At 47.5% G+C, this 16,815-nt stretch carries 12 protein-coding genes; 8 read left to right on the top strand and 4 right to left on the bottom strand.

The genetic code is table 11. The features are described from left to right. Nucleotides 1-91: 91 nt before the first annotated feature. Both ACEW9I_RS03310 and ACEW9I_RS03305 read left to right on the top strand, forming a co-directional pair. On the top strand, nt 92-1,483 hold the full coding sequence (locus ACEW9I_RS03310) for a UDP-glucose/GDP-mannose dehydrogenase family protein (RefSeq protein WP_373538948.1): 1,392 nt from the start codon (nt 92-94) through the stop codon (nt 1,481-1,483). Nucleotides 1,484-1,763: 280 nt separating this feature from the next. Then, nucleotides 1,764-4,064: a GumC family protein gene (locus tag ACEW9I_RS03305; protein ID WP_373538947.1), complete on the top strand. Its 2,301-nt coding sequence runs from the start codon at nt 1,764-1,766 to the stop codon at nt 4,062-4,064. Nucleotides 4,065-4,250: 186 nt separating this feature from the next. Here the strand turns inward: ACEW9I_RS03305 and ACEW9I_RS03300 are convergent, their stop codons facing one another. Continuing rightward, entirely contained in the window at nt 4,251-4,862 is a 612-nt protein-coding gene (locus ACEW9I_RS03300) for a peroxiredoxin (protein WP_373538946.1), read from the bottom strand. A gap of 202 nt (nt 4,863-5,064) precedes the next feature. Here ACEW9I_RS03300 and ACEW9I_RS03295 point away from each other — a divergent pair, with 202 nt between their 5' ends. Then, the gene (locus ACEW9I_RS03295; protein ID WP_373538945.1) at nt 5,065-5,826 is read left to right on the top strand and encodes a sucrose-phosphate phosphatase; all 762 of its coding nucleotides are present in this window, start codon (nt 5,065-5,067) and stop codon (nt 5,824-5,826) included. A gap of 91 nt (nt 5,827-5,917) precedes the next feature. Here ACEW9I_RS03295 and ACEW9I_RS03290 read toward each other — a convergent pair whose 3' ends face one another. Then, complete coding sequence (locus tag ACEW9I_RS03290) at nt 5,918-6,094, bottom strand: hypothetical protein (protein WP_373538944.1); 177 nt, start codon at nt 6,092-6,094, stop codon at nt 5,918-5,920. A 28-nt stretch (nt 6,095-6,122) separates the two neighbouring features. Here ACEW9I_RS03290 and topA point away from each other — a divergent pair, with 28 nt between their 5' ends. The 4 genes from topA to fabD all read left to right on the top strand — a co-directional run bounded on the left by topA (nt 6,123) and on the right by fabD (nt 12,217). Beyond that, nucleotides 6,123-8,801 (top strand): type I DNA topoisomerase, encoded by a 2,679-nt coding sequence (topA, locus tag ACEW9I_RS03285; protein WP_373538943.1) that lies wholly within the window; start codon nt 6,123-6,125, stop codon nt 8,799-8,801. 96 nt (nt 8,802-8,897) lie between these two features. Then, nucleotides 8,898-9,944, top strand: coding sequence for a phosphate acyltransferase PlsX (gene plsX / locus ACEW9I_RS03280; RefSeq protein WP_373538942.1), 1,047 nt, complete (start codon nt 8,898-8,900; stop codon nt 9,942-9,944). A gap of 234 nt (nt 9,945-10,178) precedes the next feature. Continuing rightward, entirely contained in the window at nt 10,179-11,186 is a 1,008-nt protein-coding gene (locus ACEW9I_RS03275) for a beta-ketoacyl-ACP synthase 3 (RefSeq protein WP_373538941.1), read from the top strand. Nucleotides 11,187-11,329: 143 nt separating this feature from the next. Continuing rightward, nucleotides 11,330-12,217, top strand: a complete 888-nt coding sequence (gene fabD, locus ACEW9I_RS03270) for an ACP S-malonyltransferase (RefSeq protein WP_373538940.1) — start codon at nt 11,330-11,332, stop codon at nt 12,215-12,217. Between the two features lie 215 nt (nt 12,218-12,432). On the opposite strand, the gene ACEW9I_RS03265 is transcribed toward fabD, so the two are convergent. Beyond that, the gene (locus tag ACEW9I_RS03265; RefSeq protein WP_373538939.1) at nt 12,433-13,176 is read right to left on the bottom strand and encodes an isoprenyl transferase; all 744 of its coding nucleotides are present in this window, start codon (nt 13,174-13,176) and stop codon (nt 12,433-12,435) included. 104 nt (nt 13,177-13,280) lie between these two features. Next, a complete protein-coding gene (locus ACEW9I_RS03260; RefSeq protein WP_373538938.1) occupies nt 13,281-14,213 on the bottom strand; it encodes a ferritin-like domain-containing protein in 933 nt (310 codons plus the stop codon). Between the two features lie 236 nt (nt 14,214-14,449). Between ACEW9I_RS03260 and ACEW9I_RS03255 the strand changes: the two genes are divergently transcribed. Continuing rightward, nucleotides 14,450-16,795 (top strand): tetratricopeptide repeat protein, encoded by a 2,346-nt coding sequence (locus ACEW9I_RS03255; protein ID WP_373538937.1) that lies wholly within the window; start codon nt 14,450-14,452, stop codon nt 16,793-16,795. Nucleotides 16,796-16,815: the final 20 nt, after the last annotated feature.

Below are 16,815 nucleotides of genomic sequence, written 5' to 3'. Positions count from 1 at the left end.
ATCTTCATCTCCCCTCATCGCTGCTCCTGGGGTCGCAGCGATACCAAAGGATCTAAACGTTCACTGAGTCAAAAATTGGGGGTATAGTAACATGCGTGTTTGCACTATCGGTACTGGTTACGTCGGTTTGGTTACAGGAGCATGTCTGGCACACATCGGTCATGACGTGATCTGTGTGGACAACAATCCCGCCAAAGTCGAGCTGATGAAATCTGGACAATCACCGATCTATGAGCCAGGATTGTCAGATATTATGCGATCGGCAATGGCGACAGGTCGCTTGCAATTTACGACCGATCTAGCATTGGGGGTCGAGCATGGGGAGATTTTGTTTATTGCTGTCGGTACGCCACCTTTGGCCAATGGTTCGAGCGATACTCAGTATGTAGAAGCTGTAGCCAAGGGGATCGGACAGCATCTCAATGGTGAGTATAAAGTCATTGTCAATAAGTCTACAGTACCGATCGGTTCGGGTGATTGGGTCAAGATGCTGGTACTCGATGGTGTCGCCGAGCGCAACAAGCAGCCGCTGTTGGTTGGTGGTGGTGACAATCTTCCTCCTGAGCAGTTCGTACCCAAGTTTGATGTCGTCAGCAATCCAGAATTTCTGCGTGAGGGTTCGGCAATCTACGATACGCTCAATCCCGATCGGATTGTGCTCGGTAGCAACAATCAGCAAGCGATCGATTTGATGCTAAGGTTGTATGCACCGATTATCGATCGCCAACATGCTGAGGCTACTACACAGTCTCCCGTCGCCGTTTTAACCACCGATCTAGGTTCGGCAGAGATGATCAAGTATGCTGCGAATGCCTTTTTGGCAACCAAAATTAGCTTTATCAATGAAATCGCCAATATTTGCGAGCGGGTGGGTGCGGATGTGACTCAAGTGTCCAAAGGCATCGGCTTGGACTCGCGGATTGGCAACAAGTTTTTGAATGCGGGGATTGGTTGGGGTGGATCTTGTTTTCCCAAGGATTTAGCCGCACTCATCCATACTGGAGCCGACTATGGATATGATGCTCAGTTACTCAAAGCAACTGTCAGTGTCAATCAACAGCAACGGACACTGGCGATCCAAAAGCTCCAAAATTCGCTCAAAATTCTCAAAGGTAAAACGATCGGTTTGCTAGGATTGACTTTTAAGCCCGATACTGATGATTTGCGGGATGCACCAGCACTTGATATAATACAAAAACTCACTGAGCTTGGTGCAAAAGTTAAAGCATACGATCCGATCGTCTCACCTCAATCTTCAACATTGCCATATTTAGCCAATGTCAACTTAGTTGATAGCCCACAATCACTCGCAACTGATAGTGATGCGATCGTGTTGATGACAGAATGGTCGGAGTTTCAAGATATAAATTATCAACAATTAGCCCTCCTCATGCGGTCTGCGATTCTAGTTGATTGTCGCAACTTTTTATCACCAGTGGAGCTAGGCAAGGCAGGTTTTCAATACATTGGCATTGGGTGCTAACTAGTTATAAATTACCCAGTACCCGCATCTGCATGTACTGGGTATGGCATCGCTATTTTTTGATACATTTGACTCTCGATCGCTTGTCGATCGACCATTATCGGACAATATATATCTAGTCTAATCGGTTAGCACGCCTCTTATATTTTACAATCGTTGAATTCGGATTACTTCAGCCATTTGGCGGTTCATTGCCCACTTGTTCTATAAATAGTCTTTTAACATGAAAGAGAGCTTTCCTGAATTTAATCCTCCCAGACTAATGCAGTCCTCAGAGTCAATGAAACCTCGCCCAAATGGCTTCCCAGAAGCACGGCAAGAGGAAGGAATTGGGATCGGGACGATCCTCAGTGGTTTGCGAAAATACTGGTATGCTTCAGTACTCACTACTGCTTTGATGATGGGAGCAATCGGTTATGTGACAGCCACCCAAGTGCGGATCTACCGCTCTGCGGTGCAAATTGCGATCGATCTCAAAGGTGGTAACAGTTTTGCCGAAAAGCTCGCTCAAAGTACTGGCGACAATGATGGGCAATCCGAAGATCGCGCGATCGCTATCGAGACAATTACTCAATCCTTGAGAAGTAAGAGCCTGATCGAGCAAGCAATCGCACTGATTCCCGACCCAAAAATGCGACCATCAGTCGCCCAAGTTTTGGGTGGGTTGTCGATCCAATCCAAGCCAGACAGTAACGTTTTGACAGTCAGCTATACAGCTCTCAAGCAGGATGAAATCGTCGCCGTACTCAATGGTTTGAGCAAAGTTTATATTGATTACAGTATCAAAACCAAAAAAGCTCGTACCAATAACTCGATCGCATTCATCGAGTCCCAACTCCCTGCATCTCGCCAGCGACTAGAGTCCTCAGCCTCCCAGATCGAGCAATTTCGGATCAAATATCGATTTGTCGATCCGGCGACTTCAGCGGGTGCGCTAGATGGCTACCGTCAAAGCATCGTTGCCAAGATCAATGAGTCGCGATCCACTTATTACCAAACACAGCAACAGTATCAAGAATTAAAGCGACAACTTGCTTCAGTTGGTTTGTCTTCTAGTGGCAATTTGAGTACCACCATGTTGACGCAAGATTCAGCCTACCAAGAATTATTCAAACAGCTCAATGATCTAGAGCTAAAATACAATCAAGAAAGTGTCCGGTTTAGCCCCGAAAATCCGCTGATCGTCGCCCTCAAGGAAAAGCGTGATGGCGTACTGATATTGCTCAGAGAGCGCGCGCAGCAGGTGCTCAAGCGGGAAGTCGCAGATAACGAACTCACCAAAGGTGGAATTTCTAACTTTGGTAACAACTTGGCTCAAAATTTGGCTAACAAACAAGCCGAACTCGAAACCAGCTTGGTTGCTCAAACAGCTCAGGCTCAAAGCTTGGAAGCGGTATATCAGCAAGTACAAACCCAAATCGCGCAACTACCCGGACTTCAGAAACAATATACAGAACTGCAACGGGAGTACCAAATTACTTCCCAAGAATTGACAGCATTCTTGCAAAAAGTGCAAGAATTGAAAATCGTCAATGCCGAGCAAGTGGTACCGTGGCGATTACTCGATCCACCAGAATATCCGAGCTTACCACTATCTCCTGATGTCCCGCGCCAAATGGGACTGGGCGCGATCGGCAGTTTATTGGCAGGTATATTAGTATCAGTTGGGTTGAATAAACTTGACGATCGAGTTGACAATCCTGATAGTGTCAAAGCGATGACTGGAATGCCAGTGCTGTCTCTCATTCCGCGAGTAGACGATTTGGATCGCTCTTCAACGATGCGCGGTGGTACCTTTCTTCAGACAGCAAAAGGGAAGAACAAAGATTATTCTTACTGGAGCTTTATTGAATCAATCCGCACATTAGCTCTAGGAATCGGCTTGACTTCCGATCGCGATGACAAGCAATCCGGTGGTAAAATCATCGCGATGACTTCTTCATTACCCAAGGAAGGCAAATCGACAATCGCTTTTCATACAGGCAATACCTTGGCTGAGCTAGGTTATCGGGTGCTATTGATCGATGCCGATATGCACAAATCGACAATCGCGCATCTCTGTGCGAATTCGCCCTTATTCAAGCGTGAAGATTGTGATGATTCGGATGGATTGAGCGATGCAATTGTCGGAAGTTGTAACTGGAAAGATTTAATTAAAGTCAGTCCAGAATCCAAATTAAATGTGATGTTTTCTGGGAAGCAAACTGTTAGCTCGATCGTCCTCTTTAATTCACCCCGGTTGATCCGATTGATGGAAGAATGGCGCAAGGAGTATGATTATATCTTGTTTGATACGCCACCAATTGTCGGCGTGAGTGATACGCGATTACTGTCGAGTTTGGTGGATGGGATTGTGTATATCGTCAGCTTGAATGTCGCTCAGAAACAGATTATCGATCGCGGTATCGATATTATTTCTTCGCTGCGGACGCCAGTATTGGGCTTAGCAATCAATCGCGTCGAAAATCATCACTCGGGATACAATAAGTACTACCAGTATTATCACGCAGCAAATGACCTACAGCCGATCGCTGACAAGTCTAAGATTCTCAACCCCGAACAGCAGGGAGTTGAAGTTTAATCCAATCCAGTTGTGCGATCGACAATTTATCACATGAGACGATCGCCCGATCTTTGGCAATCGTCACCGAGTAGATACCTAGTCTAGTGCTAGTTAGCTTAAGTAATTAGCACTAGATCTACTAATTAGAGTGGAGTTTCGATCGAGCGAGATTGAGAATTTTTAAATTCGAGCTGCTCCTGTAAACTATGATGACAACGACCGACCGAAATACACTTTAGACTCGATCGGATTGGGGATCATTGTTTGGCTCCCGGGTTGCCAATCTGCGGGACATACTTCATTGGGATTGGCTTGAACGTGCTGGATGGCTTGGAGTACTCGCAAGGTTTCATCGACACTGCGACCGAAGGAGAGATTATTGATGGTAGCGTGTTGCAATACCCCCACGCGATCGATGATAAATAAGCCGCGCAATGCTGCTCCCAGATCTGGATCTAAGACGTTGTAGGCGGTACTAATTTCTTTTTTGAGATCGGAAACTAGCGGATAATTTAGATCGCCTAAACCACCCATTTTGCGCTCGGTTTCGATCCAAGCCAGATGCGAAAACTCACTATCGACCGATATTCCCAAAATCTCAGTGTTGAGAGCCTCAAACTCCGCATAGCGATCGCTGAAGGCGATCAGCTCCGTCGGGCACACAAATGTAAAATCTAGTGGGTAGAAGAACAAAACTACATACTTGCGATAGCTGGACAATTTCACCTTTTGAAACTGCCGATTGACAACAGCAGTTGCTGTAAAATCGGGTGCGATTTGACCTACTCTGAGGCAACTTTCGGGATAGTTATTCATATATTTATTTTTGACTTAATTTTCAGATGGGCAAGATAAAAGTTAAAAAATATTTACAATTTGTGATAAATATCTAAAATTCTCGATCGCTCGGGTCAGAACTAGCAGATTTTGATAAGTTCTCTGTATTGACAGGCTGACTTTACGTCAAAAATGCTAGTCTTGGGAACGATCGCCCCCACATCCATAATTGTTAGTTAGTATGGGTCTCCTCACGCCGCTGTCATTATTAGTTACAGACCTCGACAATACCCTAGTTGGCAACGATCGAGCACTCGACAGGCTCAACCAAGTCCTCCATCGCTATCGCCAAACTTGGGGGACTAAAATAGTTTATGCTACAGGTCGATCGCGGGCATCTTATCAAGATTTGGCAACAACGAAGCCCCTAATGGTTCCCGATGCGCTGATTGCGGCGGTGGGTACCGAAATTTATCTCAGCTCGTCTGAGCTGCCAGATCGAGAGTGGGTAGACAAGCTCGGGAGCGGTTGGCACCGCGAGGAGATTGTCACCATCGCCAGCCGCTTCGCCGATCTGGCACCGCAACCTGCTGCCGAGCAACGTCCCTACAAAGTGAGCTACTATCTATCAGCTAGTGTGGTAACTGCGGTAGTACCGAGATTGCAAGAGCTACTATCCCAGCAAGGATTGGATGTGGAAGTTATTTATAGTGGCAGCAAGGATTTAGATATCCTCCCACGCGGGGGCGACAAAGGTACCGCCGTCCAGTTTTTACGCGATCGCTGGCAGATCGAGCCGAGTCAGACAGTAGTGTGTGGTGATTCGGGTAACGATATCGCACTGTTTAAATATGGTCGAGAACGGGGCATCATTGTCGGCAATGCCCAGTCTGAGTTACGCTTGTGGCACGAACTGCATCCAGTTGACTATCATTATCTGGCTGTGGCTGGGTACGCCGATGGCATGATGGAGGGACTGAGATATTTTCGATTTATCGCATAGGGTAGGAGTGAGATTGCCTGGAACTCTTCCCTTCGGCAGAGCTAAGTAAGAGCGCGGTCATGTAGAGTTTTATCAAGATCCCGATCGAGCGTCAAATATTCGATCCGATCGGATTAAAGAGGCTCAGTGCAATCGATCGAGTACTCCCGCGCAGTGTCGATCGCCCGATCGCTGGAGCGCGACCCCCTTGACAAATTGCCAAATATACCCCAACTTGCACAATAGTGGCTGCGATCTCCCAGAACTCACCCGCTCCAGATTTGTTCATCAATTCCTGACGACCTCAAAACGCCCCTATGTCAACTCTCGTCATCGTCGAATCTTCCACCAAAGCAGCCACCATTAGTAAGTTTTTGCCATCGAGTTATGTGGTAAAAGCCTCAGTCGGACACGTTCGGGATCTGCCCTCATCAGCCGATGAAATCCCCCCCGAATACAAGTCGCAAAAGTGGGCAAACTTGGGAATCAATGTCGAGTCTGGGTTTGCGCCGCTGTACATCATTCCTAAAGACAAGCGCAAGATCGTGCAGGAATTGAAAACCGCGCTCAAAGGCTGTCAGGAACTGATTCTAGCGACGGACGAAGATCGCGAGGGTGAAAGTATCAGTTGGCACTTATTGCAGCTCCTCAACCCCAAAGTACCGACCAAACGGATGGTATTCCACGAGATTACCAAAGAGGCAATCCAGAAAGCCCTGAAAAATTGCCGCAATATTGACGAACACATCGTTCACGCTCAGGAAACGCGCCGGATTCTCGATCGATTGGTCGGTTATACCCTCTCACCGCTACTGTGGCGGAAGATTGCGGGTGGCTTATCGGCGGGGCGGGTGCAGTCGGTGGCGGTGAGATTGTTAGTCATGAAGGAACGTCAACGACGAGCATTTAGATCGGCACAGTATTGGGATCTCAAGGCACTGCTGGCTCACAACAAAGCTGAATTTGACTCAAAACTAGTCGCAGTAGATGGTGTCAAAGTTGCCACAGGTGCAGATTTCGATCCCAATACTGGCAATCTATTGGCTGGCAAAAAAGTTAAAGTCCTCAATGGCGCAGAAGCTCAAGCTCTAGTCGCGAACCTCAAGGACAAAAGTTGGACGGTGACAGGCTTAGAAGAAAAACCCGTGACTCGCAAACCAGCACCCCCATTTACCACTTCGACTCTCCAACAGGAAGCCAACCGGAAACTCCGCCTCTCAGCTAAGGGCACCATGCAAGTCGCCCAAAGGTTATACGAACAGGGCTACATCACTTACATGCGGACGGATTCGGTCAGTTTGTCCGCCCAAGCGATCGATGCTGCGCGGGCGTGTGTACTCGAAAAGTACGGACAAGAATATCTCAGTCCCCAGCCCCGCCAATACAGCACCAAATCCAAAGGTGCTCAGGAAGCTCACGAAGCCATTCGTCCAGCGGGGAGTACTTTCCGTACGCCCAGAGATACCAAATTAGCCGATACAGAACTCAAACTCTACGATCTAATCTGGAAACGAACGGTTGCCTCGCAGATGGCAGATGCGCGCCAAACCCATCTCAGCGTCGATCTACAGGTCGAGAATGCTGGATTTCGGTCTTCCGGTAAGCGGATCGATTTCCCTGGCTATCTGAGAGCGTATGTCGAAGGCTCAGACGATCCTCATGCGGCGATCGAAGACCAAGAAATCATCCTCCCGGCATTAGTCAAGGGAGACAAACCCGATTGTAAGAAACTCGACGCGATCGACCACGAAACCCAGCCCCCCGCTCGATATACCGAAGCATCCCTCGTCAAGATGCTCGAAAGTGAAGGGATCGGGCGTCCGAGTACATACGCCAGCATCATCGGGACGATTCTCGATCGCCACTACGCTCAACTCCAAAGCAACGCCCTAGTGCCCAGTTTTACCGCATTTGCCGTCACAGCTCTACTCGAAAAAAACTTTCCCGCTCTCGTCGATCCGAGCTTTACCGCTCGGATGGAACAAACTCTGGACGATATCTCCACTGGCACTACTCAATGGTTACCCTATTTAGAGAAATTTTATCTAGGCGACAACGGGCTAGAAAATCAGGTTAAACTTGGCTTCACAGATATCGATGCTACGCTCGCACGGACGATCGATCTCGATAATCTCGATGTCAAAATTCGGATCGGTAAATTTGGCCCGTTTATCGAAGCCGAATCTGGTAACGCTTCCATTCCCAAAGATCTCACCCCCGCCGATCTCGATCCAGAGACGATCGAAATGTTGCTCAAACAAAAGAGCAGCACCCCCGATACCCTCGGCAATCATCCCGAAACTGGCGAACCGATCTATCCCAAACTCGGCCCCTATGGTCCCTACGTTCAACTCGGCGACAAAGATGAGGATAGTAAGAAAAAACCCAAACAATCTTCCTTACCCAAAGGGATGAAGCTCGAAGATGTGACCTTCGAGATCGCCGTCGAACTGCTCAAACTCCCCCGCAGCTTGGGCACTCACCCCGAAACAGGCGGCAAACTTCAAACCAATCTCGGTAGATTTGGGCCATATATCCTCTACGATCGCGGCAAGGAAGGGAAAGAGTATCGATCGCTCAAAGCCCCCGATGATGTCCTCACCGTCTCCCTAGAGCGCGCTGTCGCCATCCTCGCCGAACCCAAAGCTACCCGTGGCGGCAAAAAAGAACCACTGCGGACGCTCGGCAATCACCCTGATGATAATGAACCCGTCGCGATTTTTGCTGGCCCCTATGGTAAATATATCAAGCACGGCAAAATCAATGTGGGCATCCCTGAAGGCGAGACAGTAGAAGGGATCGGCCTCGATACTGCACTCAGCTTACTAGTAGCCAAAGGTGGTGCAGTCAAAAAAACGACGACGAAAAAAACCACTACCAAGAAAGCTGTTACAGCCACAACTAAAGCCAAAGCTACTACCACCAAATCGAAAACCACTACCGCCAAGAAAACGACTACAGCTAAAAAAACCACTACCAAATCGAAAACTAGCTAGAGATCGCCAGTACCTAAATTGAGATTGGTTGCTGGGCATCGAGATCCAGCCTGCCATATTCTGGTAGAATTTTGAAGGTTTCTATCAGTGGCATCAATGGCTTCAACTCGCGCACGCATCGCACTTGACGCAATGGGTGGGGATGATGCACCCGCCGCCATCGTCGCGGGTGCGATCGCCGCCCAAACAGAATTAGATAATGTAGATGTATTGCTAGTCGGCGATCCTGACCAAATCCAGGCCTGTCTCAACCAGCATCCCAACGCGCCCAAGCTAGAGATCGTGCCAGCCGAAGGGACGATCGAAATGCACGAAGAACCGCTAGGTGCCCTCCGGCGCAAGCCCAAGGCTTCAATTAATGTGGCGATGCAGCTTGTCAAAGATGGTAAAGCTGATGCTGTAGTTTCGGCGGGGCATTCTGGCGCGGCAATGGCGGCGGCACTACTGAGACTAGGACGATTGCGGGGGATCGATCGACCTGCAATTGCCGCAGTATTTCCCACCAATCGCGCTGACAAATCCGTTGTGATTTTGGATGTCGGTGCCAATGTCGATTGTCGTCCCAAATATCTCGAACAATTTGCCGTGATGGGTTCGGTGTATAGTCAGTACGTGCTGGGTGTGGATACCCCCCGCGTCGGACTGCTCAATATCGGCGAAGAAGAGTCCAAAGGCAATGCCGCTGCGATCGAAGCACATGAAATTTTGCGCCAAAATCAGTACATTAATTTTGTTGGTAATGCTGAAGGGCGAGACGTGCTATCGGGCAATTTTGATGCGATCGTCTGCGATGGTTTTGTGGGGAATATCTTGCTCAAGTTTGCCGAAGCTGTCGGCAATATCGTCGTCCAGATGCTCAGAGAGGAGCTACCACGGGGCTTGAATGGCAAGGTGGGTACGGCTCTGCTCAAGCCCAATCTCCAACGCCTCAAGAAGCGGATTGATGCCGCCGAACATGGCGGTGGTTTATTATTGGGAGTGGAGGGAGTGTGCATTATCAGTCATGGTAGTTCTGATGCGTTTGCGATCGCCAATGCCATTCGTTCTGCCAAAAGTGCCGTCGATAAAAATATCATCGATCGCATCCAATCCCTCACCCGCGACAAAAAACCAACAGCGGAACCTGTTATTGCTAGCGATTAGTTTGACATTTTTAACGATCTGCCTCAATTTTTAGCAAAGTTGGGGAAGTGGTAAAGGGTAAAGGGTAAAAGAGCAACTGAGCCGACGTAAACGTTGTCTAATGGGTAACAGAAACTTTGGTTGGGTGTGTTGGGTTTCACATTCGCTCTACCCAACCTACAGATCCTTGCTTCGCCAACGTGATTTACCATCCACCATTCATCCCCTACCCTCTACCCTCTACCCTCTACCTAAATGCCATCAAACCACACCTCAATGGGAGTTACCTTTATTGGCTGCGGCGCGGCGGTGCCAGAGACGATCGTCTCCAATGATGACTTAGCGGAGGTAGTAGATACCTCGGATGAGTGGATTTCCAGCCGCACGGGGATTCGACAGCGGCATCTCTGTCACGATCGCGAGTCATTGGCTGGTTTGGCGACACAAGCGGCACAGCAGGCTTTAGCGATGGCTGGAGTTGCTGCTGTGGACGTGGATCTGATCGTCTTGGCGACTTCCTCTGCTGAAGACTTATTTGGTAGTGCTTGCCAGATTCAAGCCCGACTGGGCGCGACTAAAGCTGTCGCTTTCGATCTGACGGCAGCTTGTTCGGGATTTTTATTTGGGGTAGTGACTGCGGCGCAATTTTTACGATCGGGTGTTTATCGCAATGTCTTGGTAATTGGAGCCGATTTATTATCCCGATGGGTGGATTGGAGCGATCGCAATACCTGTGTCTTATTTGGTGATGGTGCAGGTGCAGTATTGATGCAAGGTAGTGGGGATGGCGATCGATTGTTGGGGTTTGAAATCAAAAGCGATGGCACTCAAAATGCTTGTCTCAATCTGGCATTCAAACCAGAGTTGCGCGAATTATTGCCTGGTGCGATCCTCACTCAGGGGAAGTATCATTACATCACGATGAATGGTAAAGAAGTATATCGATTTGCCATCAATCGTGTCCCCGATGCGATCGATAAAGTCATTCATCAAGCACAGCTAACTAGTACCGATATCGACTGGCTGATCCTACATCAAGCCAACCAAAGAATCATGGATGCTGTCGCCGAACGTCTGCATATTTCTGCCAAAAAAGTGATTAGTAATGTTGCTAAATATGGCAACACATCTGCTGCTTCCATCCCGATCGCTCTCAATGAAGCTGTGCGATCCGGCAAAATAAAACCTGGTGATACGATCGCCACATCTGGCTTTGGAGCGGGTCTGAGCTGGGGGGCTGCCATCCTCAAATGGGGCAAGTAGAAAGTTGACAGTTGACAGCTAAATTTTAGATAGTAGGGCTGGCAGTGCCCACCAGCTAAGGTTTATGCAATTTCTATCCAACGAATGTTTACGTCTAGTTACTTAGATAAGTTAATAGTTCTAAATAATCAATTATTAGTAATATGAAAACCGCATGGGTATTTCCTGGGCAAGGATCGCAAGTACTTGGAATGGGTATGGACTTACGCGCGATCGATCTAGCTCAAAAAACATTCGATCGAGCCGGAGAAATCTTGGGCTGGTCGGTAATTGATATCTGCCAAAATGATGAAGTAAAATTAGCGAATACTCGTTATACTCAGCCTTGTCTGTATGTAATTGAAAGTATCTTGGTCGATCTACTCAAGCAACGTGGATTGATGCCTAGTGTCGTTGCCGGACATAGTTTAGGTGAATACGTCGCTTTGTCTGCGGCTGGTGTATTTGACTTTGAGACGGGATTGCAACTAGTCAAGCATCGCGCCGAATTGATGGCTTTGGCTTCAGATGGCGGGATGACGGCTTTGATCGGATTCGATCGATCGCAGCTAGCAGATGCGATCGCTGCTACTGAAGGCGTCGTCATCGCCAATGATAATAGTACGGCTCAAGTGGTCATTTCGGGCACAGTCGCCGGAATTGCTACCGTAGTCAGCCAAATCAAAGTCAAGCGCGCCATCCCGTTGAATGTTTCGGGTGCTTTTCATTCGCCGCTGATGGCGACAGCCGCAACGGAGTTTGGCAAATTACTAGCTCCCGTTACTTTTCATGATGCTTGCGTCCCAGTATTATCTAATGTTGCACCGATCGCGACAACTGATGGTCACAAACTCAAAGCACATCTAACTAGCCAAATTACAGGTGCAGTAAGGTGGCGCGAAATCTCACTCCAGTTACCCGAATTGGGCATCGAACGCGCGATCGAAGTCGGCCCTGGCAAAGTGCTGGGTGGGTTGATTAAACGCACCTGTGAGGGGATTGTAGTGGTACAGGTGAGTACGCGATCGGATTTGGAATCGCTGGATAGTTAGTAGTTATTAATTAAGCCGAGTTACTACTGACACTCGAAGTGGTTAAAACCACTCCTCGTAATACAAAGTCCGCCTGTCTTGATTCGCTAAACCGTCGGGAAACCCGACGAGCGCGAATCGCTTCGCGGACTGACATATTAGTCCGCGAAGGCGGACTTTGCATTATTAGCCACGATTTCAATCGTAGGCATTCTAGCGGTAGTAATTGGGGTTGATTATACTTTACCAAAGCGACGATCGCGCTGCTGATAAACGGCGATCGCTTGCATGAATTCGTCATTACTAAAATCTGGCCAGTAGGTATTGGTAATATATAGCTCCGTGTAGGCAAGTTGCCACAGCAAGAAATTGCTCAGTCGCTGTTCGCCACTAGTCCGAATCAATAGATCTGGATCGGGTAATCCACATGTATCTAGATATTGGGTGAATAATGACTCATCAATTTGGTAAGGTTCTAATTGATTCGCCTGCACTTTTTGAGCGATCGACCTACAAGCATTGACAATTTCAGATCGACTACCATAATTAATTGCGATGTTGAATGTAACTGCTTGATTACTCGCAGTTGTTATAATCGCTTTATCCATCATTGTTTGCAGGAAGATCGGGACTTGAGATCGATCGCCCAAGAATCTAATTCGCACTCCTTCAGCGTGCATTTGTACCAATTCACTAGCCAATAAACCTGTAAATAATTGCATCAAAAAGTTTACCTCAACTGCTGGTCTACCCCAGTTCTCTGTAGAGAAAGCAAAGACTGTAAAGTTGGCAATTCCCCAGTCTTTACAACACCGTAATAGTGACTTAACAGTCTGGGCACCTTGCTGGTGTCCAGCTATTCGGGGCAATCCCTGTTTTTTTGCCCATCTACCGTTACCATCCATGATGGCGGCAACATGTTGAGGGATTTTAGTCGGATCGAGAATGGCGGGTAATTTAGTAATTAATTGAGTAGCCATATTATTGATGTAAAAGAGATAAAAGTTCTAGAAATAATGTAGGGTAGGCACTGCCCACTAACGATGTTTCAGGTACAGTCTAGCTAACAAATAATTGCGCCCACCTACTTAGTGCGGATCGATCGATTAGGAGATTCGCCAAAGATTTGTTCGAGCGCAGTTGGTGTCAGCCGATGATGCCAACTCAATAGTTGCTGCATTACCAAATAAAAGGTGACAACTAATTGCCACCGCTGTCGTAATGTCCACTGCTGCCAATGCAGAGTAGACATCATTTGCTGGTAAGTTTTGAATAAATTGCCACCTGAAGATTGACGTGTTAATAGTTGTTGACAGCCATAAATAAATCGCGCTCCTCGCGGGTAAGGATATAGCCAGATCCCAAACCCCCAGAATTTAATCAAATGATTGATTTCATCGCACAGCATCTCAGCCAGTACTTGCCTCAATGTGCCTGTCGTATGTCCCATCAACCACAGATATAAACAAGCCGCACCGTATTCAGTAGCAATCCGAGCTAAGCCATGACGATACAGATCGTTGTCAACACAATTAGTAGGTTGATAGCCTCTAGCTGATTTGGGATTGGGCTGGATTTTATTGCCACTCAACTGCTGATAGATGGCGACTAGTGCAGGTGCATGACGACGCTCTTCTAGTTCCCAGATGCCTGGACGAGATTTGCCGAGTTCATCTACTGAGCCACCCACAAACTTTGCCATCAGGGGCTGGATGGGATCGAGATATTGGCGGCTGGTATGGGCATAATCGCGAATGGGTGCTTCAGTATCGATCGCTCCTTGAATAATAGCTAAAAATAGTTGTGGTTCGATCCCAATTATCAGAGCGCAATTGATACTTTGCCAATCGATCCGCGCCCATTTACGGGGTTGAGGCTGCTCGAATTGGCGCGGCAGTTCTTGCAATCGATCGGTTAGATGAGCTCGATCGAAGTAAATATGAATTAACTCTTTAATTGTTACTAAAAAATTAGGGTGAATCTGGCAGTTTAATTCGTTAGAGTGGAATAAATTCACGATCGATCTACCAATTTTGAGGTGTTATCCCCACCATAACCCGCCACCCAAATACTGTCAGTCGGATCTCGTCGGCAATCCAACACCGCTCAAAAGTCTGAAAAAGTCGGGAATGCGTAAATATAAATGGGTAGTTGTTAGTCTTACCCCTAGTGTGTTGCAGCTTCTTGTGTCAAACACACCCCACGATTGCCCATCTACCCTCTATCCTCTACCCTCTACCCTCTACCCTCTCAATGAATGCCGATACTGCAATAAATTGGATCGATCGATTGCTTGAACCAGCAACAGGCAAACATCTCAGCGATCTCCAGATCTTTATCATCGAGCATGTTTGGCGGGGGCGGAAGTATCTAGATATCGCGGCAGACTACCACTGTACAGAGGGACACGTCAAAGATACCGCCGCTGCATTGTGGCAGTTATTATCACAACTATTGGCAGAGCGAGTCACGAAAACCAACCTCAGATCGCTGCTCCAGCGTCATGCTAGCTCGATTTTCTTACAGCAATACGCGAACGAGTCTCAGTTCCCCCAAATCATCAATTATCAGTTTATCGGTCGGGAGCAGGCGATCGCTAAATTAGATGAATCGATCGCGCGAGGACAAAGGACGATCGTGATTCAGGGCGAGGGCGGTGTGGGCAAAACGACTCTAGCCCAACAGTATTTAAAAACCTGCGGTTGCGAGCGGATTTTGGAGCTAGCGATGGCAAAGGAAGCAGCGCAAATCACTCCAGCAGCCATCATCGTCGAGGAGTGGTTGCGACAGGACTTTCAAATTGAGCCTGGGCGAGAATTTGGGATTGCATTACAACGTCTGAAACGGCAACTAGTTACTCACAAGATTGGAGTTTTAATCGACAATTTAGAACCAGCATTGGATCGCGATGGTAGATTCATTTTGGCACATCGTCACTATCTCGAATTATTGCGAGTTTTAACCGATCGACAGTTAGCTGGAGTTACTTTGATTACTAGTCGCGATCGGTTGTGTGAGGTCGATCTCAATCTCGTTCATTATCGCTTATCTGGTTTGGATCTCGAAGCATGGCAAACGTATTTTGGATACCGCCAGATCGATCTGGTGGGAGTCGATCTCGCGCCACTACATCAAGCTTATGGCGGTAATGCTAAAGCAATGGAAATTATTGCTGGTAATATTTGCACCGATCTCGATGGCGATCTAGCTACATATCTACAATCCGATCGCGATATGTATGCGGTCGAAATCGGATTGAAGCAATTAATTATCACTCAATTCGATCGGTTGCGATCGCTAGATTTAGCTGCCTATCATTTACTTTGTCGGACTGGTTGTTATCGCGATCGCGATAACAACCAGATCGATGTCGCTGCGTTGATTTCACTATTGTGGGATATCGAACCTAGCCGCCAGATGGCAGTTATTACTGCACTCAAAAATCGTTCTCTGATTGAGTTTCAGCGCGGACGATACTGGCTGCATCCAGCGATTCGCGCTGAAGCGATCTCCAGGTTACGCGATCGTGAGGATTGGCACCAAGCACATCGCCAAGCGGCTAAATATTGGCTAAATTCTGTTACTAAAATTGTCGATATCGATACAGCACTGACTGGGTTAGAAGCATATTATCACTATCTAGAAATTGATGATTTTGTCGGAGCCGCAGGGGTATTGCTGCAACCCAGAGATAATCAATGGGGGCAGTTGCTACCATTAGCTAGCAATCTTTATCGGCTCGGACTAATTCAACCAGTGTTGCTAGCAATTACTCAGATTATCCCCCATTTACCACCCGATCGAATGGCGGCAGAATTGGCAAATATTCTCGGCGATCTGTATTGGATTGTCGGTCGGGTAGATGAAGCGATCGCGAGTCAACAACAGGCGATCGTCTTTACTCACTATACTCTCGATCGAGCTGATTTAGCCGATCGGGATATTTATTGTCTCAATATCTTACATCTCGATTCATTACTGAGTCTGGGTCTATATCACATCGACCTATGGGAACTAGATCGGGCACAAGCGCTATTTCACCAAGTAATCGAGATCGCGACTAATACTGTCCACGATCGTTGGGTACAAAAAGCAATTGTTTGTCTAGCATTGGTTGAATCTTATCAAAATAATACTGAAACAGTCAGACACCTATTAACAACCATCGCACCACTCATAAATAGTCAAAAATGGACTGGTAGTAGTGCTTACTTTCTCCAAATTGTCGGTCAAATTTATACCAATTTGGGCGAATACGATCGCGCCATCACCATTTATCAGCAAACCTTGACATTTTGCCAAACTGGCAATTATGTCCAAACCCAAGGTCGAACTTTAACTAGCTTGGCACGACTGTATCGACTCCAAGGTCACTGGGCACTCGCCCAAGCAACCCACCTCCAAGCGATCGACATTCTCGACAGACTGGGTGCCAAATGCGACCTCGCCGCAGCTTACTATCACGCTGGATTGACATGGGAACGAGCAGGCGATCCCACTCAAGCTCGCGTCTACTGCGATCTACTTGCCCGTCAACTATTTACTGAAATTGGTGCCTTAAAGCAATTAGCAAAGATCGAGGCTAGAATTATTTATTAAGATCGTCGCTATCAGTCACC

Source organism: Chamaesiphon sp. (assembly GCF_041738855.1).
GTDB lineage: Bacteria > Cyanobacteriota > Cyanobacteriia > Cyanobacteriales > Chamaesiphonaceae > Chamaesiphon.
This window is presented reverse-complemented; position numbering and strand designations above follow the sequence as displayed.

What these genes read in the sequence shown, in the direction of transcription:
- ACEW9I_RS03300 (WP_373538946.1), bottom strand. Translation starts at nt 4,862, where the DNA reads ATGAATAACTATCCCGAAAGTTGCCTCAGAGTAGGTCAAATCGCACCC.
- fabD (WP_373538940.1), top strand. Translation starts at nt 11,330, where the DNA reads ATGAAAACCGCATGGGTATTTCCTGGGCAAGGATCGCAAGTACTTGGA.
- ACEW9I_RS03275 (WP_373538941.1), top strand. Translation starts at nt 10,179, where the DNA reads ATGCCATCAAACCACACCTCAATGGGAGTTACCTTTATTGGCTGCGGC.
- ACEW9I_RS03265 (WP_373538939.1), bottom strand. Translation starts at nt 13,176, where the DNA reads ATGGCTACTCAATTAATTACTAAATTACCCGCCATTCTCGATCCGACT.
- topA (WP_373538943.1), top strand. Translation starts at nt 6,123, where the DNA reads ATGTCAACTCTCGTCATCGTCGAATCTTCCACCAAAGCAGCCACCATT.
- ACEW9I_RS03305 (WP_373538947.1), top strand. Translation starts at nt 1,764, where the DNA reads ATGAAACCTCGCCCAAATGGCTTCCCAGAAGCACGGCAAGAGGAAGGA.
- ACEW9I_RS03290 (WP_373538944.1), bottom strand. Translation starts at nt 6,094, where the DNA reads ATGAACAAATCTGGAGCGGGTGAGTTCTGGGAGATCGCAGCCACTATT.
- ACEW9I_RS03255 (WP_373538937.1), top strand. Translation starts at nt 14,450, where the DNA reads ATGAATGCCGATACTGCAATAAATTGGATCGATCGATTGCTTGAACCA.
- ACEW9I_RS03310 (WP_373538948.1), top strand. Translation starts at nt 92, where the DNA reads ATGCGTGTTTGCACTATCGGTACTGGTTACGTCGGTTTGGTTACAGGA.
- ACEW9I_RS03295 (WP_373538945.1), top strand. Translation starts at nt 5,065, where the DNA reads ATGGGTCTCCTCACGCCGCTGTCATTATTAGTTACAGACCTCGACAAT.
- plsX (WP_373538942.1), top strand. Translation starts at nt 8,898, where the DNA reads ATGGCTTCAACTCGCGCACGCATCGCACTTGACGCAATGGGTGGGGAT.